18 protein-coding genes and 2 pseudogenes are annotated in these 24,759 nt (G+C 66.5%); 12 read left to right on the top strand and 8 right to left on the bottom strand.

Annotated elements, in window-relative coordinates; all coding sequences use genetic code 11:
- Positions 1-54: 54 nt before the first annotated feature.
- Both mdcC and mdcA read right to left on the bottom strand, forming a co-directional pair.
- A complete protein-coding gene (gene mdcC, locus FHY19_RS17520; protein WP_259167479.1) occupies positions 55-372 on the bottom strand; it encodes a malonate decarboxylase acyl carrier protein in 318 nt (105 codons plus the stop codon).
- Positions 373-381: 9 nt separating this feature from the next.
- The gene (gene mdcA, locus FHY19_RS17515) at positions 382-2,028 is read right to left on the bottom strand and encodes a malonate decarboxylase subunit alpha (protein WP_259155625.1); all 1,647 of its coding nucleotides are present in this window, start codon (positions 2,026-2,028) and stop codon (positions 382-384) included.
- Between the two features lie 194 nt (positions 2,029-2,222).
- Here mdcA and FHY19_RS17510 point away from each other — a divergent pair, with 194 nt between their 5' ends.
- From FHY19_RS17510 to FHY19_RS17500, 3 genes are all read left to right on the top strand, one after another.
- The gene (locus FHY19_RS17510) at positions 2,223-2,759 is read left to right on the top strand and encodes a PadR family transcriptional regulator (RefSeq protein ID WP_259167710.1); all 537 of its coding nucleotides are present in this window, start codon (positions 2,223-2,225) and stop codon (positions 2,757-2,759) included.
- 118 nt (positions 2,760-2,877) lie between these two features.
- Positions 2,878-3,666, top strand: a complete 789-nt coding sequence (locus tag FHY19_RS17505) for a siderophore-interacting protein (RefSeq protein WP_259167478.1) — start codon at positions 2,878-2,880, stop codon at positions 3,664-3,666.
- A 900-nt stretch (positions 3,667-4,566) separates the two neighbouring features.
- Positions 4,567-4,995 carry a hypothetical protein gene (locus tag FHY19_RS17500; RefSeq protein WP_259167476.1) on the top strand — a complete coding sequence of 143 codons (429 nt, stop codon included), beginning with the start codon at positions 4,567-4,569 and terminating at the stop codon, positions 4,993-4,995.
- 95 nt (positions 4,996-5,090) lie between these two features.
- Here the strand turns inward: FHY19_RS17500 and FHY19_RS17495 are convergent, their stop codons facing one another.
- A complete protein-coding gene (locus FHY19_RS17495) occupies positions 5,091-5,819 on the bottom strand; it encodes a YceI family protein (RefSeq protein WP_259155638.1) in 729 nt (242 codons plus the stop codon).
- 361 nt (positions 5,820-6,180) lie between these two features.
- Positions 6,181-6,771: a malonic semialdehyde reductase gene (locus FHY19_RS17490; protein WP_259167475.1), complete on the bottom strand. Its 591-nt coding sequence runs from the start codon at positions 6,769-6,771 to the stop codon at positions 6,181-6,183.
- 134 nt (positions 6,772-6,905) lie between these two features.
- Here FHY19_RS17490 and FHY19_RS17485 point away from each other — a divergent pair, with 134 nt between their 5' ends.
- From FHY19_RS17485 to FHY19_RS17460, 6 genes are all read left to right on the top strand, one after another.
- The gene (locus tag FHY19_RS17485) at positions 6,906-7,853 is read left to right on the top strand and encodes a mitochondrial fission ELM1 family protein (protein ID WP_259167473.1); all 948 of its coding nucleotides are present in this window, start codon (positions 6,906-6,908) and stop codon (positions 7,851-7,853) included.
- 45 nt (positions 7,854-7,898) lie between these two features.
- Complete coding sequence (locus tag FHY19_RS17480; RefSeq protein WP_259167472.1) at positions 7,899-8,753, top strand: DUF2145 domain-containing protein; 855 nt, start codon at positions 7,899-7,901, stop codon at positions 8,751-8,753.
- Positions 8,750-9,259, top strand: coding sequence for a hypothetical protein (locus FHY19_RS17475; protein ID WP_259167471.1), 510 nt, complete (start codon positions 8,750-8,752; stop codon positions 9,257-9,259). Before FHY19_RS17480 ends, FHY19_RS17475 begins: the two co-directional genes overlap by 4 nt.
- A gap of 259 nt (positions 9,260-9,518) precedes the next feature.
- Complete coding sequence (locus FHY19_RS17470; RefSeq protein ID WP_259155655.1) at positions 9,519-10,076, top strand: VUT family protein; 558 nt, start codon at positions 9,519-9,521, stop codon at positions 10,074-10,076.
- Between the two features lie 507 nt (positions 10,077-10,583).
- A complete protein-coding gene (locus FHY19_RS17465; protein ID WP_259167470.1) occupies positions 10,584-11,612 on the top strand; it encodes an alpha/beta hydrolase in 1,029 nt (342 codons plus the stop codon).
- Between the two features lie 18 nt (positions 11,613-11,630).
- Positions 11,631-12,131: a cyclophilin-like fold protein gene (locus FHY19_RS17460; protein ID WP_259167469.1), complete on the top strand. Its 501-nt coding sequence runs from the start codon at positions 11,631-11,633 to the stop codon at positions 12,129-12,131.
- Between the two features lie 76 nt (positions 12,132-12,207).
- Here FHY19_RS17460 and glnE read toward each other — a convergent pair whose 3' ends face one another.
- Complete coding sequence (glnE, locus tag FHY19_RS17455; protein WP_259167468.1) at positions 12,208-15,033, bottom strand: bifunctional [glutamate--ammonia ligase]-adenylyl-L-tyrosine phosphorylase/[glutamate--ammonia-ligase] adenylyltransferase; 2,826 nt, start codon at positions 15,031-15,033, stop codon at positions 12,208-12,210.
- 464 nt (positions 15,034-15,497) lie between these two features.
- On the opposite strand from glnE, the gene FHY19_RS17450 reads away from it, so the two are divergent.
- Positions 15,498-16,016, top strand: coding sequence for a hypothetical protein (locus FHY19_RS17450; protein ID WP_259167467.1), 519 nt, complete (start codon positions 15,498-15,500; stop codon positions 16,014-16,016).
- Positions 16,016-16,869, top strand: a pseudogene (locus tag FHY19_RS17445) (SMP-30/gluconolactonase/LRE family protein). The gene FHY19_RS17450 and the pseudogene FHY19_RS17445 overlap by 1 nt, the downstream one beginning before the upstream one ends.
- A gap of 222 nt (positions 16,870-17,091) precedes the next feature.
- On the opposite strand, the gene FHY19_RS17440 reads toward FHY19_RS17445, so the two are convergent.
- Both FHY19_RS17440 and FHY19_RS17435 read right to left on the bottom strand, forming a co-directional pair.
- Positions 17,092-19,533, bottom strand: a complete 2,442-nt coding sequence (locus tag FHY19_RS17440) for a hypothetical protein (RefSeq protein WP_259167466.1) — start codon at positions 19,531-19,533, stop codon at positions 17,092-17,094.
- A gap of 587 nt (positions 19,534-20,120) precedes the next feature.
- On the bottom strand, positions 20,121-22,298 hold the full coding sequence (locus FHY19_RS17435; RefSeq protein ID WP_259167465.1) for a hypothetical protein: 2,178 nt from the start codon (positions 22,296-22,298) through the stop codon (positions 20,121-20,123).
- 299 nt (positions 22,299-22,597) lie between these two features.
- Here FHY19_RS17435 and FHY19_RS17430 point away from each other — a divergent pair.
- Positions 22,598-22,800, top strand: a pseudogene (locus FHY19_RS17430) (hypothetical protein); the annotation flags it as partial.
- A 545-nt stretch (positions 22,801-23,345) separates the two neighbouring features.
- Here the strand turns inward: FHY19_RS17430 and FHY19_RS17425 are convergent.
- Complete coding sequence (locus tag FHY19_RS17425; RefSeq protein ID WP_259167462.1) at positions 23,346-24,419, bottom strand: 3-deoxy-7-phosphoheptulonate synthase; 1,074 nt, start codon at positions 24,417-24,419, stop codon at positions 23,346-23,348.
- Between the last annotated feature and the right edge of the window lie 340 nt (positions 24,420-24,759).

Genomic DNA, 24,759 nt, shown 5'->3' with positions numbered 1-24,759 from the left:
TCGCGCCCGGGTGCGCTCCTACGAGGCCGCGGGTGCGTGCTGGAAGGCGGCGGCTCATGCGGCCGCTCCCTGCAGCACATCGATCGCCTGCTCCAGACGCAGGCTCACCACCGCCGGCGTGGCGCCGACATCGTTGATGCTGATGCGCACATCGCGCAGCGGATGGCGTGCGGCGAAGTCGCCCAGCACCGCTTGCCAGATCGTGCCGAAACCGCGTGCGGCGGTCAGGACTTCGATCTCCATCGCACCGCCCAGCGGCACCCGCTCGACCAGCACTTCCAGGTTGCCGGAGGCGACCACGCCTACCAGCGCATGCTCCAGACCGGTGCGCGCACCGTGCTGGCCGTCAAAGCGATATCGCAGGGTTTCCATGCTGAGCCCTTACCAATTGCGGAAACGTTTCGGCGGGTCGTACAACCCACCGGACCAGCGCACCAGATCCTTGACCGTGCGCGCGGCAAGCAGATCGCGGGTGGCATCGCGCGGACGGATGCCCAGATCTTCCGGCCGCTTGATGACGCCCCGATCGCGCAGGTTTTCGACCATGCGCTTGTCGCGCCCCAGGCCCACGGCGGTATAGCCGGACACCCCGCGAATCGCCTGCTCGCGTTCTTCCGGTGTGCGGCACAACAACAGGTTGGCGATGCCTTCTTCGGTCAGCACATGGCTGACGTCATCGCCGTAGATCATCACCGGCGGCAGCGGCATGTTGGCGCGTTCGGCCAGCTCCCAGGCATCGAGCCTGTCGACGAAGGCCGGCGCCATGTGTTCGCGGAAGGTTTCCACCATCTGCACCACCAGCTTGCGCCCGCGCGGCATCTCGCCCGGCCGTGCAGCTTCGCGTCCGGCCTTGAGCCAGGCAGCGCTGGCATGCCGGCGGCCGCGCGCGTCCGAGCCCATGTTGGGCGCGCCGCCGAAGCCGGCAATGCGGTCGCGCGTGGCAGTGGAGCTATTGCCCTGCAGATCGATCTGCAGCGTAGACCCGATGAACATGTCGCAGGCATACAAACCGGCCGTCTGCGATAGCGCACGGTTGGACCGCATGCTGCCGTCGGCGCCGGTAAAGAACACATCCGGGCGGGCGGCGATGTAGTTTTCCATGCCCAGCTCGGAGCCGAACGAATGCACCGATTCGACGAAGCCCGATTCGATCGCCGGGATCAGCGCCGGATGCGGATTCAGCGCCCAGTGGCGACAGATCTTGCCTTTCAATCCCAGCGATTGCGCGTAGGTGGGCAGCAGCAGTTCGATTGCTGCGGTGTCGAAGCCGATGCCGTGATTGAGCCGGTCCACGCCGTACTCGGCGTAGATGCCCTTGATCGCCATCATCGCCATCAGCACCTGGATCTCCGAGATCAACGCCGGGTCGCGGGTAAACAGGGGTTCGATGTAATTGGGCTTGGGCGCTTCGGTCACGAAGTCGACCCAATCGGCCGGAATATCCACGCGCGGCAAGGTGTCGAGAATTTCGTTGACCTGCGCGATCACGATACCGCCCTTGAATGCGGTGGCTTCCACAATCACCGGCGTGTCTTCGGTATTGGGGCCGGTGTAGAGATTGCCGTGGCGGTCGGCGGCCTGCGCGGTGATCAGCGCGATGCGCGGGGTCAGGTCGATGAAATAGCGGCCGAACAATTCCAGATAGGTGTGGATGGCACCGATCTCGATGCGGCCTTCGCCGACCAGGCCGGCCAGACGTGCGGCCTGCGGGCCGGAGAACGAAAAATCCAGGCGTTTGGCGATGCCGCGCTCGAACACGTCCAGATGCGCGGCCAGCGACAGCACCGACTGCACCATGTGCAGGTCGTGCACGCGCGTGGGGTCCACCTCGGTCAGGCAGCGCGCCAGGAAATCGGCCTGCTTCTGGTTGTTGCCCTCCAGGCACACCCGGTCGCCGGGCTCGATCACCGCCTCCAGCAGCGCCACCACATCGTTGGCGGCAACCACGCGGCCTTGCGGCGCCAGCGCGGCGGCACGCTGCAAGCGCTTGCGTCGGCTTTCGGCCTGAGTGTCCCACTGTCGACTCATCGCGATGCCTCACCGGGCCGGGCCCGTAATGTCGAAGTAATTACATCGTAATTATAGAGCTCGATCGTGTCTAGACGCGTTGCAGCATCGGCGCAGGACGTGACGACAGCCAGTCAGCAATGCGACAGCCAGACGCTTGCGGGCGCCGCCACTTCGATATATCGTTTTCGCGTGCTTCGATATATCGAATGAACATGACTCCCCGCCACCACAAGGTCTTGGCCGATCTGGATGCGTCAGATGGACACGCCTCCGGGCGCGGCGGTGCGCGCACCCGTCCGCTGGGGCATGGCGATCTGCGCCTGCTGCTGCTGGCCTTGATCGAGCAGCAACCACGCCATGGCTACGAGCTGATGCGGCAGATCGCGGCGCTGTTCAAAGGGCTGTACACACCCAGCGCCGGCGCGATCTACCCGGCGCTGGCGCAGCTGGAAGCCGACGGTTGGGTGCAGACCGATCTGGAGCAGGGCCGCAAGCGGTATCGGATCACCGACACGGGCCGCAGCCATGCCGCCGATCAGCGCGACGCCATGGATGCCGCACTGGCGCGCACCCATCGCCGCGCCCGCGAGCTGATCAAGGCACAGACGCCCCCACCCATCCGCGAGGCGATTCACCGCATCAAGCACGGCCTGTTCGCACGGCACGGGCAGTGGAGCGAGGCCGAAACCGAACGGATTGCCGCACTGCTCAACGCCGCCGCCGACGGCATGGAGCAGGACGCACGCTGAGTGTTGAAGCATCGACGCCAGTCGATCGCCACTGGGTGCCGTGTCGCAACGCCACCGCATCCGCCTCCCCCACCAACACCGCGCCTGTGAGCGCGACACCATCAGGAATCGCACCACCATGGCTGCACACACCAATACCCAAGTTCGTCGCGACACGCGGCTACGCGACGTGCAGGTGATCCGTTGCGAGTCGATCACTCCGCAGATGCGCCGCATCGTCTTCGGCGGCAGCGAGCTGGCCGGCTTTCAAAGCGAAGCGCCGGACGATCACGTCAAACTGTTCTTCCCCAATGCCGATGGCGCCTTCGTGCTGCCGACCATGACCGCGGAAGGGCCGCGCTATGCCGAAGGCGCACTGCCCTCGCCCGGGCGCGACTACACGCCGCGCGCCTTCGATCCACAGAGCGGCGAGCTGAGCATCGATTTCGTGCTGCATGGCGATGGCGTGGCATCCAGTTGGGCCGCACACGCCCGACCCGGCGACGCGCTGACGATCGGCGGCCCGCGCGGCTCGTTCCTGGTGGCCGACGACTACGACCATTACGTGCTGATCGGCGACGAGACCGCGCTGCCGGCAATCGGCCGCTGGCTGGAATCGATGCCGGCCGACCTGCACGCAGACGTCTTTATCGAAGTGGCCGATGCCGACGAGCGGCAGGAGCTGATCAGCGCCGCCGATGTGGACGTGTACTGGCTGGAGCGTAATGGCTTCGATGCCGCCAGCAGCACCTTGCTGGAAGACAGCCTGCGCGATTACGAGCCACACGACGGCGACACCTTTTACTGGATCGGCGCCGAATCGATGCGTGCGCGGGCAATGCGCAAGTTCGTGGAAGAGCACCTGGGCGTGGACAAGGAATCGATCCGCGCAAAGGGGTACTGGAAGGCGCATCCGGCTGCGGAGTGAGGTCAAGCACTCTTGCCTCTGCCGATCAGTGGAGAGTGGCGAACAAACTACGTCGCATCTGACGAACGCCCAACCTTCGGAGTCGGAAACCTCGACGTGTAAGACCACTGGGCTGGCTTGCGAGACGGTCTGTGCTGTTACTTCTGCCGTACCAGCGCGTTCAAAGCGCGGTACGGCGCATGCACATCAGTGATGACTGGAAACGGTCCTGCACCTGGGTTTTCTGCATCACCTCGAGCCGAACGCATCGTCAATAAGAAGCGCGTGCCTACGACACAGCCCGCGCCGCAATACTTTCCAGATCAATTGGCTATCTCGTTTGAAATCGATGCAACCAAGCATCAGGAGGCATCCATTGCGAAGATAAATGCGATTACAAGGTGTCCCAGATGCTCATTAACATGAGCCGAGCACCCAACACTGTAGGCTTGAAGCGATGCTTGACGAGCCAGACGCCTGAGCTTCATGAAAGAGACACCGACGGTATCGATCGTCCGATCTAAAGTTAACTGCAGAGGTTAGCCCGGACTTGCTATGCGCTCATGCAACACGGATGACACCTCGCACGCTGCATACTATTCCTCGGCGACAGGTCGCAATATCGATAATGCATCGATACGCAGTCGTCACTGGCTCAGGCTGTTTCAAAGGATCCGCCCATAAAGTAAGGGCTTGATACGTACGAACACGCATAGAAAGTGGCATGAGATACAACGAACGCAGGATGACCCGATCATCATCAGTGCAGACTTACGTTCGGATGGCAACGTTGAACAAGCGAACACAGCAACTATTGACACCCATAAATTCGCTTGTTAGAACGCAAACTCAAGGATTTCTAAATCTTTATCTGATCGGTGCACTATCACCCGATGGACCTGCTCAATCGAGAGGCTTCCCATGAAAGATATGAAGACAGATGAACGTCGCCGTTTTTTGATGGGAGCAGTTGCCATCGCGCTTTTGGCAGCCTCGCCTACCGCTGCTTACTCGGCTCAGCGAGCAGACACCACCGCCCTTCAACAGGCAACGCCGAGGAAACAGATATTAGAAGTGAAGGTTCGAGGTGATCTGAGCGGAAGGGAAATCGACCTTCAGCTAAGCCCAGGCGAAATCTCGCCAGTCCTGATTCTACCCGACAATAGAAAATACCGCGTCAAAGCCTCCATCATCCGTACGGACCACCTATTTGGTGACATCTACGCACCGGTGCTGGCAGATGCAAATGGAAGGACGCTTGCAGAAATGAATATTGCGGGAAACACGACCGCGACCTTCAGCGATCACCGCGTTCAGATATATCTACTTCCAATCGAGCAAGCCGCCTGATCAGGGATGATGCTCTCAAGGGTTTAGCTGCTTGAAATTTTCTCGAAAAAGTTAGGGCCCGCCAATGGCGGGCCCTAATGTGAGCTATTGCCTGATTACTTCGCAGCAGCGTCGCCGGCCTTGGCCTGCAGGGCCTCGGTGGTGATGCGGATCTTGACTTCGTCGCTGACGTTCGGGGCGTACTGGCCAACGCCGAAGTCGCTGCGCTTGATCGTGGTGGTGGCATCGAAACCGGCCGCAGGCACCTTCTTCATCGGGTGCTCGCCGGCACCGTTGAGGGTGACGTCCAGCACGACCGGCTTGGTCTGATCCTTGATGGTCAGGTCACCGGTGACGGTCAGCTTGTTGGTGCCAGCCGCTTCGACCTTGGTGCTCTTGAAGGTGGCGGTCGGGAACTTGGCCGCGTCGAAGAAGTCGCCGCTCTTCAGGTGCTCGTCGAACTTGGCGGTGAAGCTGTTCAAGCCGGACAGCGGCAGGGTGACCTGCACGGTGGACTTGGTCACGTCGGCCGCGTCGTACACCAGGGTGCCGTCGACATTGCCGAAATGCGCGCTCGGGTTGGAGAAGCCGAAGTGGCTCCACTGCGCGATCACGTCGGTGTGGCTCGGATCCAGGGTGTAGGTGCCGGAGGCCACTTCCACGGCCGGAGCGGTCGAGGCGGCAGGCGTCGCAGCCGGGGCCGGGGTGGTGGCAGCGGCATCGGCCGGCGCAGTGGCGGCCGGGGTTTCGGCGGCCGGCGTGGCGGCGTTATCGGCCGGCTTGGAGCAGGCGGCGATGGCCAGGGTCAGGGCGAGCGGCAGCAGCAGTTTGTGGGTGGTCTTCATTGAAACTCCTTGAGATGAGGGACCGCATTGGATCAACGCGGATGGAACGGACGCAGACGGACGAGGACTGCAGGAAACTGTAGAACGGCAAACCTATCTTGCACGGCAGTGGTCAGAAGGCGAAGGACGGCTGGCCCGGAATGCGCAGTGGACACATGGCATCGGCCGCCTCCTGGCATCGGCCGCGCTCACTGATGGGTGGGCGCAATCGCTTGATCGACGACACACAGCAATACAGCAATACATGGAGCGATCGGTATTGGGCGGCCACCATGACGACGTGCCATGAGCGCAGACAGACACGCCGAGGCATTGATGTCGCAGCGGAGACGCCACACGCGGCGTTGCTCACTGCAGAGCATTACTCAAAGCGCGCCGCTTCATCGAAGCTCAGGCGCGGCGAGCGCGGGAACAGCCCGGCCGGGTCGCCGTAGCCAAGATTGATCAGGAAGTTGGACTTGATCGGCGTGCCGGCGAAGAACGCTTCATCCACCTTGGCATTGTCGAAACCCGACATCGGGCCGGCATCCAGGCCCAGCGCGCGCGCGGCCAGGATCAGATAGGCGCCCTGCAGCGAGCCGTTACGGAATGCGCCACTCACGCGCATCTCGCGCGCACCGTCGAACCAGCTCTTGGCATCGGCATGCGGGAACAGGTACGGCAGCTTTTCGTGGAAGTCTTCGTCGTGCGCCACGATCACCGTGACCGGCGCGGCCAGCGTCTTGGCCGCATTGCCTTCGGACAGCGCCGGCTTGAGCTTCTGCTTGCCCTGCGCCGTGGTCACGAACACGAACCGCCCCGGCGAACCGTTGGCCGCCGTCGGGCCCCACTTCAACAGGTCGTAAAGCTCGCGCAACTGCGCCTGGCTGACCGGCTTGTCGAGAAAGGCGTTTTGGGTGCGGGCGGTACGGAACAGCTGATCCAGTGCGGCAGCGTTGAGCGAATCGGACATGAGCACTCCAGAAGAAGGGATGGCGCGACGGTAAGCTGTGGCGCCGGCACCAGTGTGAAGACCCGCAGTGTAGAGTGGCGCGATTGCCGCCACACGCGTTCAATCTGAAACAAATCTATGTCGGATCTGAAACGATGGCGGTGACCTGGGCGCTGAGCGACGGCCGCGCCGGCAATGCACGCCAGGCCGAGGCACTGGCGCGGGCATTGCGCCCGGGGGTCTTCCAGCCAATCCATCTGCACCCTCAGCCGCCCTGGCGTTGGGCGGCGCCGCGTGTGCTGCCCGGCGCGCAAGCTGCTTTCGGTGCCGCATTCGCCCGGCAACTGCAGCAGCCGCCCGCCCTGGCCATCGGTTGCGGCCGCCAGGCGGCGCTGGCCACCCGGCTGCTGCGCGCCCGCGGCAGCCGTAGCGTGCAGATCCTGGACCCACGCCTGGATGCCCGCCACTGGGACCTGCTGATCGTGCCCGAGCACGATGCGTTGCGGGGCGAGAACGTGCTCACCCTGCTCGGCAGCCTGCACCCGGTGGACGATGCCTGGCTGGCGGACGGGCGTGCCGCTTTCCCGGCTCTGGGCCGCCTGCCCGGCCCACGGCTGGCGCTGCTGGTCGGCGGACCCACCACGCAGGTGCCCTGGACAGCGCAGGATCTGGCCACGCTGTGCACGCCGTTGCGCGCGCAACTGCGCGCGCTCGGCGGCAGCCTGCTGGTCACCGTCTCGCGGCGCACGCCAGCGGACGCAATCGCCCCACTGCGAACGGCCTGCAAAGGCGTGCCACACCTGCTGTGGTGCGACGACCGCGACGGCCCCAATCCCTACGCCGGCCTGCTGGGGTGGGCCGATGCCATCGTGGCGACCGCCGACTCGGTCAACCTGTTGTCGGAGGCCTGCGCCACGCGCGTGCCGGTGACGGCCGCATTCGGCGACCGCGCCAGCGGGCGCGTCGGTCGCCATGTGCAGGCGCTGCGGCTGCGTCGGCGGCTGCGTGCAGGCGATGAAGTTTTAGGTGCCGCGGCCGATATCCTGCCGGTGCGCGAAACCGAGCGCATCGCCCTGCAGGTGCGCGCGCGCCTGTCGCCGTGAATCACGCGCCCGACGATGGCGCCCGACACAAGGATGCTGCGATCGATGAAGCCACCAAGGAGCAAACACGCCATCGGACGGGCGGTCACGCTGGCACTGCTGGCCGCCTTGCCGTTGGCCGCAGCCGCAACGCCTGCATGCGTGCCGCGCTACCCCACGCCGCAGGCCACCGCTGCGATGTTCGACATGGCCAGCGACACCGCGCAGGCGCTGGATGCATTGCCCGATGCGCAGGTCGTGCTGTTGGCGCGCGGCGGCCAGGACCTGAGCCGTTATGGCCTCAAACATAGCCACCTGGCATTTGCGCTGCGCGACGAGGATGGTCTGTGGCGCGTGCGGCACCTGCTCAATCGCTGCAAGAGCGACGCGTCCCAGCTGTATATGGAAGGCCTGAGCAATTTTGTCGGCGAAAGCGCATTGAGCAGCGACCTGCGCGTAGGCATCCCGACCCGCGCAGTGCAGCAACGGCTGCACGATCTGCTGAGCGGCAGCGGCAACATCGCCCACCGGTTGCATGAAACGCGCTACAGCATCGTGGCGTATCCGTTCTCCACCGAATACCAGAATTCCAACCAATGGGTGCTGGAAGTGCTGGCGGTCGCGTTGGCGGCGCAAGCGCAACCGCCGGAGCTGATTGACGACCGCCGCAAGGCGCAAGCCTGGTTGCGTGCCGCGCGCTACCACCCCAGCATCCTGCATCTGGATCTGCGCCAGCGCCTGGGCGCGCGCTTCGTCGCCGCCAATGCCGCAACCTCGGACCACCCCGCCGGTGAGCGGGTGTCCGGCGATTATTCGGTGGTCACGGTCGAGTCAATCTTCGACTTCCTGCATCAACGCGACGCCGTCCTGCAGGAACTGTCTATCGCTCGCGTCGTCGACACAGCTGGAGAAACGCCATGATGCACGCCCGTTCCTGTCTCGCTGCGGGAGCATGCCTGTTCGCTGCCCTGGCCGTGCCCTGCGCGCACGCCGGCGAAGCGACCACACCCGGTGAAAAATCCGAGTTCTATTCTGCGCTCGCGTTGGCCACGCCGGTGCTGGCCGCGTCCGCTGTGGTGGGATCGGTCTTTGCCCCACCGGTTGCAGCATATAACGCATTGGCCGAGTCACGTCGCGAGACACGCGCGCACAAGCTGCCGGCAATGCGCGTGGAGGCCGTCGATACCCTGCCCGAAGGCGCACGCCAGGTGCGCCTGCAAGACCCGCAACAGGCCGAAACCACTGCGGTACTGCAATGGCCGGCACGCCAGGATGACCCCGCCGCAGGCTTCCGCGTCGGCGAGGTGGTGACGTTCCAGCCCAGCCCCGCCGGCAGTGGCTGGACCGTGCATGCGCAGCAGGGCCAGGCCCTGGCCTTCCTGCCGACCGGCGATGCAGTGGTCAACAGCAGCAGTCGCGTCTGGTGAGTTCAGTGAGCCGCCGGGGCGGCGCGACCAAGGCACCGTAACGCCGCCCTGGTCGCAGCATCACGATTGCGGCCGATCGCGCCATCGACCTGCGGCGACGGGCAAACCACGCCATCGCACCGCGCTTGTGCGCGCGCCGCACCACCTGCACCTCCGGCGCTCGCATCCATCTATCGCGCTCGTACACTAGCGACCTGCGCGCGTTGCCGATCGCCAGCGACACCCGCGCCCTCCGTTCTGTTTGCACCGTATCGCTGCCATGTCCTCCGCGCCCCCTGCCCCGTTTGCTCCACTTACCGCCCGCGCACTGAGCTGGGCGGTGCTGGCGATGGGCGCAGTGGTGCTGCTGTCCAACATCCTGGTGCAGTACCCGATCAACGACTGGCTGACCTGGGGCGCGTTCTCGTATCCATTGGCGTTTTTGGTCAGCAACCTGATCAATCGCCGCTTTGGCCCGCGTGCGGCGCGCACGGTGGCCTGGTGCGGGTTCGCACTGGCGGTGGTGTTGTCGATCTGGCTGGCGACGCCGCGCATTGCGGCGGCCTCGTGCACGGCCTTCATCGCGGCGCAGCTGCTGGATATCACCGTGTTCGACCGGCTGCGCAACGGCAGCTGGTGGCGCGCGCCCATCGTGGCCACCACCTGCAGCGCCACGCTGGATACCGCGCTTTTCTGGAGCATCGCCTTTGCCGGTGCATCGCTGCCGTGGCTGAGCTGGGCTGCAGGCGATCTGGCGGTGAAGCTGGGCATGGGCGTGTTCCTGCTCGGGCCGTTCCGCGCGTTGCTGTGGCGTAGCGCACCTCGGGCGAACAGCTGAATCACCGTTGGGTCATCGCAGCGTTGCACACACAGGTCTGTGCGCTGCAGACGATCGGTCGGCGCCATCGGCACGCCGTCGGCGCACACCGCCTGCATGGCGGCCAGGCCGCGTCACGTCGCGGTGTGCGCGGCACCTCACACGACTCATGAAACACCCGCATGAAGGCATGCGCGTGGCAGTAATGCTCTGGCGCAGCGCCTGACCTACATTGGGCCACCGCAAGGCGCACCACCGCGGCAGCAACGCCCACCGACTGCAGCAGGTGGGTACGCAAAACGCGCAGTAGACAACCAGTGGCGTGACCATGCAGACATCGCGGCGGACCGCTTGCACACGGTGATGCAGCGCGGTCGTCGGCGACATCGCAATGGCCAATGCCGCAGCGCTGCCGGTGCCCGCACCGCGTCGCCCGTTCGCCGCACACCTCATCCCTTCATCCACCGGCAAATGCAACCGCAACGGCACACAGGTGCGGGCGGCGTGCACCTTCATGAGAGCCACACCATGCAACTGCGCATCCTCCTTTTGCTGCTCTTGCTCGTTTCATTCCCAACGCCAGGAGCAGACATGTCCAGCGGTGCCGATAATTTCTACACCAGCGATGCGGTGACCATGCAAAAGGTCACTTTCAAGAATCAGTACCGGATGACCGTGGCCGGCAACCTGTTCGTGCCCAAGGGTCTGGACACCAGCAAGCGGCATCCGGCCATTGTGGTCGGGCATCCGATGGGGGCGGTCAAGGAACAAAGCGCCAATCTCTACGCCACCAAACTTGCCGAGCAGGGCTTTGTGACGCTGTCGCTGGACCTGTCGTTCTGGGGCGAAAGCGAGGGGCAGCCGCGCAATGCGGTGTCGCCGGACATCTATGCGGAAGACTTCAGCGCGGCGGTGGATTTCCTGGAAACGCAGGCGTTTGTCGATCGCGAGCAGATCGGCGCGCTGGGTATCTGCGGCAGCGGCAGCTTCGTGATCAGCGCGGCCAAGATCGACCCGCGCATGCGCGCGATCGCAACGGTGAGCATGTACGACATGGGCGCGGCCAACCGCAATGGCCTGCGTCACGGGCTCAGCCTGGCGCAGCGCAAGCAGATCATCGCTGCGGCCGCCAAACAACGCACTGCCGAATTCAGCGGCGGGCCGGTGGAGTACACCGGCGGCACGGTCCTGGCGCTGACGCCGCAGTCCACGCCGATCGAGCGCGAGTTCTACGATTTCTATCGGACACCGCGCGGACGGTACACGCCCAAGGGTCAGTCGCCCGAACACACCACCCGCCCGACGCTGACCAGCAACGTCAAGTTCATGAACTTCTACCCGTTCAACGACATCGAGAGCATTTCGCCGCGCGCGATGCTGTTCATTACCGGCGAGAAGGCGCATTCGCGCGAGTTCAGCGAAGAGGCCTACCGTCTGGCCGGCCAACCCAGGCAACTGGTGATCGTGCCGGGTGCAGGACATGTGGACCTGTATGACCGCGTGGATCTGATTCCATTCGACACGCTCACCGCGTTCTTCCGCGACCACCTGCAGTAATCCACGAGGACAGCGCCGATGCCGATCCTTCGCTCCAGCACCTGTCTGCGCACCCTGGTGCTGGGGTGCGCCGTCCTGGTCGCCGCCTGCCCGGCTGCAACGCCACCGGCGGCGACCGCCCCACCGACACCGGAGCGTACGATGCGTATCGCCCTCACCATCGGCAACGAAGTCGTCGAAGCCGAACTGGTCGATCACTCGGCCACGCGCGACCTGCTGGCGCGGCTGCCGATGACCGTGTCTTTCGAAGACTTCCATGCCAGCGAGAAGATCAGCTACCTGCCGAATAAACTCGACCTGAGCGCCGTTGGCCCTGCCGGCCCGGCGCAGGTGGGCGACCTGATGTATTACGTGCCGTGGGGCAACCTGGCGGTGTTCTACCGCGGCTATACGCCATCGCGCGATCTGGTGCGCCTGGGGCGGATCGTGTCCAACCCGCAGGCGCTGACACGCTCGGCCGGCTTCACCGCGACCATCGCGCGTGCGCAGCCTGCGGCTGCGGCATCGCCACCGCACTGACGCGGCCGATCACAACCGACTCGCCGCTGCGCTGCGCATGGCGTGCTGCCATCACCTGCACACATCATGCAATGCCTCACGCACGCGGTTCGTCCCTGCCGCGCGGGAACGCCAGGCCTTGCGCCTGCGCGATCGCGAAGATGCTGCCGGTGGCCTGCTGGATGGCGGCGGTAGGCGTGATCAGGCGCGGACGCCGGTCCAGCGTGCAGGCCAGCCCGGCCTCCACCAGCGTGGCATGTGCGTCGTGCAGCGTTTGCGCGGCAGTGCCGGGCAGCCACTGCGCCTGCACCAGTGCATCGATCAAGGCCGGCGTGTCGCAGACCTGCAGCAGCGGCGGATGCTGCGCCGCCTGGCCCAGCACACCGGCCTGCAGCAGGAATTCCAGATCCACCAGGCCGCCGGCGCCCTGCTTGAGATCCAGTCGGCCGGCATCGCTGCGATCGAGTTCGGCGCGCATGCGTGCGCGCATCTTGCGCACGTCTTCGTGCAGCAGCGCAGTGTCGCGCACGCGCGCCAGCGTCTGGCGACGCACCTGTGTAAAGGCCTCGCACAGCGCCGCGTCGCCCGCGACCGCGCGTGCGCGCACCAGCGCCTGATGCTCCCAGGTCCACGCGCGCTCGCGCTGATACTCGCGGTAGCTGGCCAGCGACGACACCAGCGCCCCCTTGCCGCCATCCGGGCGCAGCCGCACATCGATGTCGTACAGGCGGCCGGCGCCGGTTTCGGCCGCGAGCAACGCCATCACCTTCTGCGCAAAGCGTGCGAACCAGCGCCCGGCCTCCAACGGCCGTTTGCCGTCCGAGCTTTCCACCGCGCGCGGATGATCGTAGAGAAACACCAGGTCCAGATCCGAGCCGAAGCCCAGTTCCAACCCACCCAGGCTGCCGTAGCCGATGATGGCGAATGTGCCGCCGGGCACCTGCCCGTGCGCGGCAACCAGCTCCACGCGCGCCAGCTGCAGGACGGTCTGCACCACCGCCTCGGCAAGCCAGGCCAGTTGCCGGGTGCTGTCCACCGCAAGCTGGCGGCCGTCGAGCGTGGCCAGCGCGATGCGGAAGCTCAGCGCCAGCCGGCGCTCGTTGAGTTCGCGCAGGGCCGCTTCGGTATCGTCGATCTGCAGCGTGTCGGCACACGCCGCCTGCAGGGCCGCGCGATCCGGCAATGGCCCGCTGATGCGGGTGTCGAGCAGCTCGTCCAGCAGCAGCGGGTACGCGGCCAGGCGCTCGGCCAGCAGCGCGCTGCGCGAAAGCACATCGACCAGGCGCGCGAGCGCGCTGGGTTGTTCGTCCAGCAGCGCCAGATAGCTGGTGCGACGCAAGGTGGCCTGCAACAGGCCCAGCATGCGTCGCACAGCCGCATCGGGCTGGCTGGCGCGCGTGGCCGCGTGCAGCAGCGCCGGCATCACCCGATCCAGCCGCGCACGCGCGGTGTCCGACAGCGCACGCACGCCGGACGACTGCGCAAAATCGCTCAGCACCTGATGCGCGTTGCCGGGATCGTGCAAGCCGATGCCCCGCAACGGCGCCGCATCGCCCTCGGGCAATGCGCGCCAGTAATCGGCCAGCGCATCCGGCGCGCTGGCACGCACGCGCGGCGCCAGCAGCTCGGCAAATTCCGCCGCCACCCGGCTGCGATGCGGGGCCAGCGCGTCCAGCAGCGCCGGCCAGTCCGCATGGCCCAGGCCCAACGCAATCCGCTCGCGGTCCAGCGGCGCCTGCGGCAAGGCATGGGTCTGGGCATCGCGCAGCATCTGCAGGCGGTTTTCCAGACGCCGCAAGAAGCGATACGCCTCGGTCAAGGCCGCACCGTTGTCCGCTTCGATCTGGCCTGCGGCCACCAGCGCCTGCAACGCGGGCAACAGGCGTCGTTCGCGCAGCGCGGGCTCGCGTCCGGCGCGGATCAGTTGCAGCGATTGCGCAAGAAATTCGATCTCGCGAATGCCGCCGGGCCCGCGCTTGATGTCGTCCAGCCGGTCGTGCCGCGCCACTTCGGCAGTGATGGCGGCCTTCATTTCGCGCAGGCCGTCCAGTGCGGTGAAATCCAGGTAGCGCCGGTAGACGAACGGCCGCAGCGTCTCCAGCCACGCCTCGCCGGCGGCGATGTCGCCTGCCACCGGGCGCGCCTTGAGCCAGGCATAGCGCTCCCAATCGCGGCCCTCGCGCTGGAAGTACTGGTCCATGCCGGTGAACGACAACGCCACGCGGCCGGCGGTGCCGAATGGCCGCAGGCGCAGATCCACGCGGTGACTGAACCCGTCGGCGGTGGTCTCGTCGAGCAGCTTGGCCAGTTGCTGGCCCAAGCGCGCGAAATACTCCTCGGCCGCCAGCGGGCGCGCGCCGTCGGACTGCCCGCCCTGCGGGTAGGCATAGACCAGATCCACATCCGAGGAGAAATTCAGCTCGCCGCCGCCGAGTTTGCCCAGCCCGAACACCACCAGCCGCTGCACGCTGCCGTCGTCGGCCATCACCTGCCCGTGGCGGCTGTCGAACTGCTGCTCCAGCGCCTGCAGTGCGCATTGCAGGCAGGTTTCCGCCAACCGGGTCGCACCGGCAAGCGTGTCGTCCACGCTGTCCAGCCCCAGCACGTCGCGCCACACCAGGCGGGTGGATTCGGCGGCGCGGTAGCGCCGTAACTGCGCCGCCCAGGCCTGTGGCTGCGCCGGGTCCAGCGTCGGTACCGGCAGCGGCGGCGGATCGGCCTGGGCCAGGTGCTGCAGCAAGGCGGGCTGACGCGCCAGGGTTTCCAGCGCGAAGTCGCTGACCAGCGCCACCTGTTCGAGCGCTGACGCAAGATCGCCGCCAGGCCAGGGTTGCTCGGCCGGGACGGCCTGGCGGACACGCGCCACGGCCCGCTCGATCAGAGCGGTGAGCGCAGGAGAAGCGGAGGAAATGGGTAGCGACATGCGCCGATTCTGGCATCCCGCCACGACAGTGGCATGTAGGCGCGCCCGATCGCCCGACAACCGCAGGCTGCTGCTCCCGTTTGTACGATGCGCGATGCACGCCAGGCCCCGCGAGTGGCTGTACGCCACAGCGTCGATCGCAGCCGCGATCGGGACGACGCCGTGTCTGGGCACCAGACCGCAGGCCGCAGCGCAGGCGCAGCCCCGGCGTCGAGGTTGCAGCGCAGCGCGCTGATGCTGGCGATGCACCCGACGCACTCGGGCAAGCGCCAGCAGGTCAGCACGAGGACTGCAGGCTGTCGATCGTCAGCGGACTTTCAATCCACCGTGAGCAGGCAAACCGACGGGCGGCGCACATTGCGTGTCCGTTGCGACAGGCGCGCGATTTCCAAGCGTTGAACATCCCGCTGACGGAGCCCTGACGATGGCCGTGCTGCACTGCGGCTTTCGCACGAGGCTCCGCCATGTCACCCACGCTGCTGCCCGCCGCACTGCTGCCATCCCAGGTTGCGTTGAACAACGACGGCACCGATCTGGGGTTGCCACCCAGCCTGCCGTTCCTGCACCTGTGGACCGGGCCGGATGGCGTCAGCCAGCTCACTCCTTCGCAATTGCCGGGTTTCGGCAGCAAGAGCGTGGGCGGCGGTGCAGCGCCGCAGTGGCTGCGGCCGTTCCCGGGTGAGGTGCTTGGCATCCAGTTTGCGGTGCTGCCGGTGGGCTGGGTCGGCGACTGGCACGAGAGCCCGCATCCGCAGTGGGTGATTCCGCTGCGTGGTCGCTGGTTCATCGAAACCGGCGACGGCACGCGGGTGGAAATGGGCCCTGGCGATATCCATTTCGGCCAGGACCAGGGCACCACCGATGCGCGTGGCCACCGTTCCGGCCAGCTCGGCGATGCGCCGTGCTTTCAGATGCTGGTGCAGTTTGCGCAGTCACCCGGCGCGGCGGTGGCGCATCCGTTCGGTCACGAGGCGCCGCGTTGATGCACAGCCATTGCCGCGTGCGGCCGCCCGGCCCGCCGCAGCCAACCCGGTGCGCACCGCCGGCGACGCAGCACCCTGCCCTGGCCGCGCGGCTGGGCAACGCGCGCCTGCACACGCTGTACGACCAGGCGACCTGGAGCGAAGGCCCGGTGTGGTGGGAGGCGCAGTGGACGTGTTGCTGGACGCCACGGCCTTTACTAACGGCAATGCGGTGGATGCGCAACAGCGGCTGGTGCATTGCGAGCATGGCCGCCGCGCGATCATCCGCAGCGATGCGGATGGACGGGCGCATCTACTGGTCGGCCGCTTCCAGGGCAAGCGGCTGAATTCGCCGAACGATCTGATCGTCGCGCGCGATGGCGCGATCTGGTTCACCGACCCACCATTCGGCCTGCTCAAGCCCAGCCAGGGCTGCCCCGGCCCGCAGGAGCTGGGCCATCACGGCCTCTACCGGCTGCCGCCCGATGGTGGCGCGCTGCATTGCATGGCCCGGCTGGATCACCCCAATGGGCTGGCGTTTTCGCCCGACGAACGCGTGCTGTACGTGTCGCAAACCCCGGAAACCGGCTCTGGCGATCAGGAGATCATTGCAATGGACTGGCGCGATGGTGCACTGCACGATCCACGCCGCTTTGCAGTGGTGCCCGAGGGCCTGCCAGATGGCCTGTGCGTGGACCGGCAAGGCTGGCTATGGAGCAGTTCCGGCGCCGGCGTGTGCGTCTTCGATCCGGAGGGCCGCCTGCTGGGGCTGGTGCCGACCCCGCATACCGCATCCAATTGCAGTTTCGACCAGGATCACCAGCGCCTGTTCATCACCGGCGGCAGCGCGCTGTGGCTGCTGGAACTGGCGTAAATCCAGGGGTTTGCGGGCTGCACACGCTTGACCGGCCAGACGTCAGGCAATAAAAAAGCCCGCTTGCAGCGAACTGCCAGCGGGCTTTGCTCCCTCCCCCACGTCGGGATGCAGGAGCATAGTGCGCGCCCCGAATCCGACTTGCACGCTGCACTGCAAAACAACACCAGACGGTACAGAACTGGCCCAGTTTTCTTCACGCAGCGCTGGCATGGACGGCGCTCAGCGGATCAGGTCCGGCTGCGCCCGATACCACTCCGGCGCGCGCCGCAGGTGCCACTCGGGGCTGTCGTTGCGCAGGCCGATCGCGGCACTCAAGACGCCCCAGCGTGCGAGCAGGCTGCCGCTGCGCTGCGTGCCCTGCAGGCGCAATCGCGCATCGATCTGAAAACGCTCGTTGCTTGCCTGCAGTCGATCGACGATGACGGTGTTGCCTTGCCACTGCACACGGCCGGTCACCTGCGCCTGCCCTGCATCCACCAGGCGCAGCATCCAGTCGGGAATGGAGCGGTCGCGCGCGTACAGCGCCATCAGGAACGCCAGGTCGCGCACCTGGATGCGCACGCGCCCATCCACGCCGATCGGCTGCCGCCACTGCATGCGGGTGTCGTCCAGCACGATGCGCGCCCACCAGCCATCGCGGCGTTGGCCGTCCGGACCGGTGAAACCCACATTGCGCAGCTGCACCGTGCTTGCATCGAGGCGAAAGTTTTCTGCGCGCAGATCGCCACGTTGCAGACGCAGATCGGCATCCACGTCGCCGCGCAACGCGAGCCCTGCGAACTGCAGGCGCGCCGCGCGCGCACCGATACGCAAGCCGCCCTTGCCGATACGCCCGCCGGGTTCGATCTGCAGATCGCCGCTGAGCACACCGTTGCCGCCATCGAACCGCAGCTGCTGTTGCGGCAGATAGCGGTTGTACGCGCGCAGGTCCGGCACACGCGCGTTGGCGAAGGTCAGATGCGCCCGCGTGGCATCGCGCAAGGTGGTGAGGTTGCGTGCGTCGGCGCGCGTCTGCAGATCCAGGCGCAGATCGCGGCCTTGCACGAACGGACGCGTGGGCGCGTCGCTGTGCGCGATCGAAAACTGCTGCATCTGCAGTGCAAGCGCGGGCAGCAGCTGACCGTCTGCATCGGCGTCCACGCGCAGATCGGCACTGGCCTGACCGTCGATGGCATGCCCCATCACGCCGACATGCGCGCGCACATGCGGCACCTGCAGACGGCTGCCTGCACCGAGCTGGCCGCGCGTAATGCGCAGGTCCGCATCGACCAGGCCATCGCCGTCCAGGGTGAGCCAGTCGACATCCGGAAACAGCGCAGGAATCCAGCTGAGCGAGGCCAGTTGCCAATGCAGCCTTGCATGCCCGGAGGTGCGCGGTAGCAGGTGGCGCAGCGATGTCAGCGGCAACTGCCGGCCCTGCACGCGCAGGTCGGCGTCCAGCGTCAGCCCCGCATCGGCAGGCTCGGGCATGCTCACGGTCAGGCGCATGTTGTCGTCCACCTGCAACTGCGCCGCCACCTCGCCCAGCAACGCGGCAGGCGTGCGCGTACTGTCGTGCAGGGGCGCGCGCCAGTGCAGCTGGCTGCCGGGTTGCAATGCACCGCGCGTCCAGCGCAACTCGCCATCTGCGCGCCCCTTGCCCGGCCGCGTGACCACCGTGTGCCGACCCTGCGCAGTGCGGGTAACGTCCAGCGCCGCGGTGTCGCCGTGCAGGGCCACCAGCGCATCGGTCAGCTGCAGCAGGGCCAGCCCGCGCGCCTGGTCGGGGACATGCCGCGCAATGCTCGCTTCCAGGCGCAGCTGCCCGTTGCGCAGCACCTCGCTCTTGCCCCAGTGCACGCGCGCGTTGTCGAACGCGGCGTGCGACGGAAACAGCTCCATCGGCCCGCCACGCAACTGCTTGAACAGGCCGAGCTGCAACTGGCCGTCACCTTCGATCCGCAGTTGACGCAGCGACAGCGCGTGGACCTGCGCGGCCTCGATGCGGTCGAACTGCAGTGTCCAGGCGGGTGTGGCAGGTGCTGGGTTTGCAGGGGTGTTGGCGGCTGGCGGATCGCGTGCCTGGTCTGACGACGATGTTGCTGTTGGTGTTGGTGTTGGCTTCGCACGTTCTGCGGCTGCCGCTGTTGGTGCTGTGGAAGGCGCAGCTGTCGCGCGCGTTGCATGCGCTGCGACTTGTTCGCTTGGATCGGTTGCGGGTGCAGGCGATGTTGCGCCCGGCGTAGTGGTTGCAGGCTGCGCACCGACCACGGCAGCGGCGGGAGGCGTGGCCACGGCATCCGCCATCGAGGTTGCCGACTGCAGACCGGCACGCACACCGTACACCTGCAGTTCCGGCACCAGCAGTTGCCGATGCAGCAAGGGCAACATCCGTATCTGCCCGCTCATGCGCTCCGCGCTGACGTTCCAGCGGTTGCGCGTGGAGCGGCCGTGCAAGTCGACATTCCACAACATCACCCGTCCCGGCCACCAGGTCAGCCCGGGGCCCCACTGCATGGCGAAGGTGTCCGGCTTGCGGTTGAGCGCTGCCGGCCCCAGCGGGGTGTTGAGCAGCAGATTGCCGAGCAGCAGGTAGCCGACATACAGCGCGATCACTGCCGCTAATGGCCAACGCAGCGTGCGAGGCAATGCACGCCAACGGGCGCGAACGGGCATCGTCATGACGGCAGGCTCCTTCAGGGACCGCGCAGGCGGCGCCGCGCAGTGTGCCAAGCGGTCCGTGAGCGCGGTGCGTATCGGGGCATGTTGCCGTGCCTGCGAGGGGCGAAGGCGCTGACGTCCGCGCGGCGTGGCACGTGGCGGGGATGCCAGGGGCCGAACGCTCCACGCCATGTCTGAGCATGGCGAGCGGATGATTTAGAGCGGCTACGAAAACGTGGCGAACGGTGGTCAGATGGGTGTGGACGGTGCGCTCAGCATCGGAGTGCGCGTGGTAGATGCCGTACCGAGCACCGCCTGCGCCCACCTGGCGGTGGGCACAGTCTGTTTGTCAGCTGCTCTTGGCAGGTTGCCAGCACTTACCGGGCAATGGTCTGTTGGAGATGCACGGCGCACGGCGGATGCAGTGGGTGCGTGGGCCATGCCGATTCCGCACACTGGCCGCGCCCGTCGGCGGCTGTGCGATGGTTTTGTCAGCCGCTTCCAGCCATCTGATGCATCGGCAGCGCCGCCTGCAACCCGCGCCGACACTGCATCGCACCGATTCGCGTCTCATCCATCACCGCGCCCGCCACGAACCCACCAAGCGCTTAGTTGCGCTTGGACACCGGCGGTAGCAGACCCGGCTGCTCGTCGTACCACTCGCGTGCGCCGGCAAGATGCCACTGGCGCTGTTTGCCATCGATTTCGATGCCGGCGCCGAGCACGCCCCAGCGCAGATACAGGTTGCCACGGCGCGCGTCGTCGTCCAGGGCCAGACGCGCGCGCAACGACAGACGTGCATTTTCCGCCTGCAGGTCGTCGACCGTCAGCTGTTGCTTGCGCCAGCGCACCCGCCCGGTGGCATCGAGCTCGCCCGAATCCAGCAGGCCCACCACCCAGCGCGGATAGTCGGCCCGCTGTGCGAACACCGACAGCAACGGCGCGGCATCGCGCATGCGCAGCGCGGCGTCGGCATCCAGCTGGAACGGCGCACTGGCCTGGATGGTGCCGGCCCCGACCTGCAGCTCGCCCCACCAATTGGCGTCGGCAGTGTCATCGCCCACGCGCATGTTGCGCAAACGCACGCGTGTGCCGCTGAGGTCGAAGAACCTGGTCTTGAAGTCGGCGCGTTGCAGCTGCGCCTGCAATTCGGCATCGCCGCGCATCTGCATCCCGGCCAGCGCCAGATGCGCGCCCTGCCCACGCAGATGCGCATGCCCGCTGCCGACATCGCCGGAGGCGTTGAGCGCGACATCGCCGGTCAGGCTGCCGCTGCCGCCGAGCAGGCGCACCGCTTTGCCGGAGAGATAGCGGTTGTAGACCGTCAGGTCGGGCACCTTCGCATCGCTGAAACGCAGCTGCGCCTTGAGCGTGTCGCGCAGGCGCGCCAGTTCGGCATCGCCATGCATGGCCAGCTGCAGGTCGCGGCCATCCAGCAGGATCTGCCTGGGCGCATCGCGCGGTGCGGCGCGGAACGTGGGAATGCTCACATCCAGATGCGCCTGCGGGGTGGCGGCATCGTCGATGCGACCGCGCGCCCTGGCGATGCCGGTCAGGCGCGTGTCGAACACTTGTGCCGCCGCCTCCACGCGCGGGATCTCCAGGCTGCTGCCGCTGGTGAGCCGGCCTTGCGCCAGGCGTAGATCGGCCTCCACCAGGCCACCGCCTTCCAGCTGAAACCACGGCTTGCGCACGAACAGCTCGGCGATCCAGTTCAAGGATTCGAACTTCCAGCGCCCCTGCACCTGGCCCGACAACCGCGGCAGGAGCTGCGCCGGCTCCTGGAAGGGAATGCTGCGGCCGGCAACGCGCAGATCGGCGTGCAGTTCGCTGCCGGTGTCTGCATCGCGCGGCAACCGCGCCTGTACGCGGATGTCCTGCGCCACATCCAGCTGCAGCGCCAGCATGCCGCGGTCGGTGGCGCCGACACCGGCCATCAATGGCAGCCGCCACACCGCATGGCTGCCCGGCTGCAGTGCGCCGCGATCCAGCGTGATGTCGGCCTCCACACGCGCCGCCGATGGACCGCTACGGATATCCACGTGCGGCGCCCCGGTATCGATCTTCAACGCCACCGTACCGGCCTTCAACTGCAGCCGCGCATGGGTGATGCCGAGCTTGCGCAGGCCGGGCGCTTCATCGCGGTAGTGGCGCGGAAACTGGAACTGCGCATCCAGCTGCGCGCCATTGAAGACCTGCACGCCATCGAAGCTGACCACCGCATCGCGGAAGCCCGCCTCGGACGCAAACAGCTCCGATGGCCCGCCCTTGAGCTGTTTCAGAAAGCCCACCGTGCCGTGGCCGTTGCCGGCGATCAGCAGTTTGCCCAGCCGCGCACTGCGGATGCTGTTGCTGCTGATCGCATCGAAGCGCAGCGTCCAGCCCTGATCGCCGCGTGGTGGTGGCGGAATGGGGGTGTCGGAGGTTTCCACTTCCGCGCTCAGGCCGGTGGCATGCAGCCACGGCAGACGGACCTCGCGCCGAAACAAGGCCAGCAACGCGACGCGCGCATGCGCACGATCGGCGTGGAAGACATACACGGTGCGGTTGGCCTGCCCGCGCATGCGCACGTTCCAGGCCATCACCTCGCCCGGGAACAGCGTCAGCGCCGGGCCGGTCTGCATGGTGAACTTGTGCGGCTGCCGGTTGGTGGTGGCGTCGAACAACGGCGTGTTGAGGAACACATTGCCGGCAACCAGATACAGCGCGTACAGCGCCAACAGCACAAGCACCGCAAGCCGCCACGGCCGGGGCCAGCGCTGAAAGCGTTCGCGAAGAGAGGGCATGGGCGCAAGCAGAGAAGAGTCTGCCGTCACTATCGCGGGTGCGCCGACGGCGAGGCGTGAACGCTGAGCGCGCGCGATACCGTGGAGGCGTTGTCAGGTGCACGATGGAGCGCGCGCAGCAGCATCTGCGCGTGCTCCCAGGCAGGGGCGCGCCGGCCGTGTTCGGCTGGCCATGTACGCCGCGCTTCCCGGCGGTATGGTCAATGGACGTGGACGCCGCTGCCCGTTGCAGCAGGGTCGTATGCGGCAAGATGCTGGGCGCGGCCTTGGTGGGCGTGCCGGTTTCCGCTATGCCCGGCATGTCCAGCCTACCCATCCTGCACGCGCCACTGCGCGAAAGACGGATATCTGCGCCGGCGGCGCAGCCGCGCCGACTCAACCGGGCCAGACCGTGGCGATGAGTGGCTTCACCGGCCCGGGCGCCCCCGAAGCGAAGCCGATGGCGATGGCGATGGCGATGGCGATGGCGATGGCGCAGCGTATCGAAGCGGCGCACCTGCGCAAGCTGCTGGCTGCGTTGTCACGCATGCGGCGATCTCCGCAGTGAAGCACCGCTGCGGCGTCGATTAACTCTTTCGAAACTTCATGTCTGCCGACGCCACGCAGCGACATGCGCGGGCCATGCGCGCGGGGGATAACGTTCCTACTCGCTCGCCGGCGGTGCGCAACGACTCCCCCTCCTGGCCGCCACAGCGACGAGTCACCAGTGGGTGGTGTTGTTCAATCCGCCGGACCGGCTCCCTGCGCCGGTCCGGCGTTTTTTTGGCCGCTGGTATGGCCGTTCAGGCGTTGGAGGATGGTGTTCCGCCGCACCATCGCCCCAGCCCTTTCCCACAGGCACAGGGGTTTTCGTTTCGCGAAAGAAAGACGCTTCACGATGGCGAGGCGGGCTGCCTTCATTCCGTCAGGAGCAGCAGCGCTCCTGACCTTCTCCCACCGGAGAAGTGGCGCATCGCGCCGAAAGGATTCGGGCGACGCCCGGTGCCGCATCCGCAAGCCGCCCGACGCGCAATCCTGCCATCGGCCCGACAATGCCACCTCCCGGGCTCATGCAGCCTCGGCAACCCGCCGCGCACGACGTGCACGCACCGCTGTCGCCAGACGCTCCAGCACCTGCACCGAAGCGTCCCAATCCAGGCAGCCGTCGGTGATGCTCTGGCCGTAGGTCAGCTCGCAACCGGGCACCAGCTCCTGGCGGCCGCCGACCAGGTGGCTCTCCACCATGACGCCGACGATGCGCGTCTCGCCACCTTCCAGCTGCGTGGCGATGTCGTCGATGACCTTGGGCTGGTTGTCGGGATTCTTGCCGCTGTTGGCATGGCTGGCATCGATCATCAGGCGTGCCGGCAACCCGGATTTGTTGAGCACCTGACTGGCCGCTTCCACATTGGCCGCATCGAAGTTGGGCTGCTTGCCGCCGCGCAGGATTACATGGCAATCCGGATTGCCTGCGGTTGCGGCCACCGCGGTCTGGCCGTCCTTGGTCACGGCCAGGAAATGATGTGGGTGCGAGGCCGCGCCCACCGCATCCACCGCGATCTTGACGTCGCCACCGGTGCCGTTCTTGAAGCCCACCGGGCACGACAGGCCCGAGGCCATTTCGCGGTGCACCTGGCTTTCGGTGGTGCGTGCGCCGATCGCGCCCCAGGCCACCAGGTCGGCGATGTATTGCGGCGAAATGATGTCGAGAAATTCCACACCCGCCGGCAAGCCGAGGTTGTTGATGTCGCGCAGCAGGCCGCGCGCCACACGCAGCCCCTTGTTGATCTGGAAGCTGCCATCCAGGTCCGGATCGTTGATCAGGCCCTTCCAGCCGATGGTGGTACGCGGCTTTTCGAAGTACACCCGCATCACGATCTCCAGCGCGTCGCCGAACTGCTCGCGCAATGGGCGCAGCCGCTGCGCATACTCCATCGCCGCGACCGGGTCGTGGATCGAGCAGGGCCCGATCACCACCGCCAGGCGGTCGTCGCGCCCATGCAGGATGGCGTGCAGGGCGGCGCGCGAGTTGGTCACGGTCTCGGAGGCGCGCTCGTCGCAGGGCAGCAGCGACAGCAGCTGCGAAGGCGGTGCGAGGGCTTCGATCTTGCGGATACGCAGGTCATCGGTCACGGGCGGCATAACGTTGTCTCGGGTCGGCAGTGCATAGGGAAGCCAGGCAAGGCGGCAACAAAAAAGCCGCCAGTGTGCGCTGGCGGCTTTTCGGGAATGCTGCTGAAGATTTCTTCAGGGTGAGCGCAATCCGTCCTCCGCCAGCGGCATCGGAAAACCGTAGTACCAAAAATAAAACTGGCTGCGGGGTGCGTTCATGGGATGCATTGATACCACGCGTATTTGCGCGTTGCCACTGTTTCATCGGCAACGGACCATGCGCGTGGAAGCAATCGTCGGGTGGCGCGGCAAGCAGTCGTACGCATGGCAGCAGCGGTTGATCAGGGCAACGGGGCGCAATCCGATCGAT

Origin of the sequence: Xanthomonas sp. 4461 (assembly GCF_024806475.1) — a bacterium.
GTDB classification, from domain to species: Bacteria; Pseudomonadota; Gammaproteobacteria; order Xanthomonadales; family Xanthomonadaceae; genus Xanthomonas; species Xanthomonas arboricola_F.
This window is presented reverse-complemented; position numbering and strand designations above follow the sequence as displayed.

Excerpts from the sequence above, each read along its gene's own strand:
- FHY19_RS17450 (WP_259167467.1), top strand. The coding sequence starts at position 15,498 with ATGTCACCCACGCTGCTGCCCGCCGCACTGCTGCCATCCCAGGTTGCG.
- mdcC (WP_259167479.1), bottom strand. The coding sequence starts at position 372 with ATGGAAACCCTGCGATATCGCTTTGACGGCCAGCACGGTGCGCGCACC.
- FHY19_RS17490 (WP_259167475.1), bottom strand. The coding sequence starts at position 6,771 with ATGTCCGATTCGCTCAACGCTGCCGCACTGGATCAGCTGTTCCGTACC.
- FHY19_RS17505 (WP_259167478.1), top strand. The coding sequence starts at position 2,878 with ATGGCTGCACACACCAATACCCAAGTTCGTCGCGACACGCGGCTACGC.
- FHY19_RS17470 (WP_259155655.1), top strand. The coding sequence starts at position 9,519 with ATGTCCTCCGCGCCCCCTGCCCCGTTTGCTCCACTTACCGCCCGCGCA.
- FHY19_RS17480 (WP_259167472.1), top strand. The coding sequence starts at position 7,899 with ATGAAGCCACCAAGGAGCAAACACGCCATCGGACGGGCGGTCACGCTG.
- FHY19_RS17465 (WP_259167470.1), top strand. The coding sequence starts at position 10,584 with ATGCAACTGCGCATCCTCCTTTTGCTGCTCTTGCTCGTTTCATTCCCA.
- FHY19_RS17425 (WP_259167462.1), bottom strand. The coding sequence starts at position 24,419 with ATGCCGCCCGTGACCGATGACCTGCGTATCCGCAAGATCGAAGCCCTC.
- FHY19_RS17485 (WP_259167473.1), top strand. The coding sequence starts at position 6,906 with ATGGCGGTGACCTGGGCGCTGAGCGACGGCCGCGCCGGCAATGCACGC.
- glnE (WP_259167468.1), bottom strand. The coding sequence starts at position 15,033 with ATGTCGCTACCCATTTCCTCCGCTTCTCCTGCGCTCACCGCTCTGATC.
- FHY19_RS17510 (WP_259167710.1), top strand. The coding sequence starts at position 2,223 with ATGACTCCCCGCCACCACAAGGTCTTGGCCGATCTGGATGCGTCAGAT.
- FHY19_RS17460 (WP_259167469.1), top strand. The coding sequence starts at position 11,631 with ATGCCGATCCTTCGCTCCAGCACCTGTCTGCGCACCCTGGTGCTGGGG.
- FHY19_RS17475 (WP_259167471.1), top strand. The coding sequence starts at position 8,750 with ATGATGCACGCCCGTTCCTGTCTCGCTGCGGGAGCATGCCTGTTCGCT.
- FHY19_RS17440 (WP_259167466.1), bottom strand. The coding sequence starts at position 19,533 with ATGACGATGCCCGTTCGCGCCCGTTGGCGTGCATTGCCTCGCACGCTG.
- mdcA (WP_259155625.1), bottom strand. The coding sequence starts at position 2,028 with ATGAGTCGACAGTGGGACACTCAGGCCGAAAGCCGACGCAAGCGCTTG.
- FHY19_RS17435 (WP_259167465.1), bottom strand. The coding sequence starts at position 22,298 with ATGCCCTCTCTTCGCGAACGCTTTCAGCGCTGGCCCCGGCCGTGGCGG.
- FHY19_RS17500 (WP_259167476.1), top strand. The coding sequence starts at position 4,567 with ATGAAAGATATGAAGACAGATGAACGTCGCCGTTTTTTGATGGGAGCA.
- FHY19_RS17495 (WP_259155638.1), bottom strand. The coding sequence starts at position 5,819 with ATGAAGACCACCCACAAACTGCTGCTGCCGCTCGCCCTGACCCTGGCC.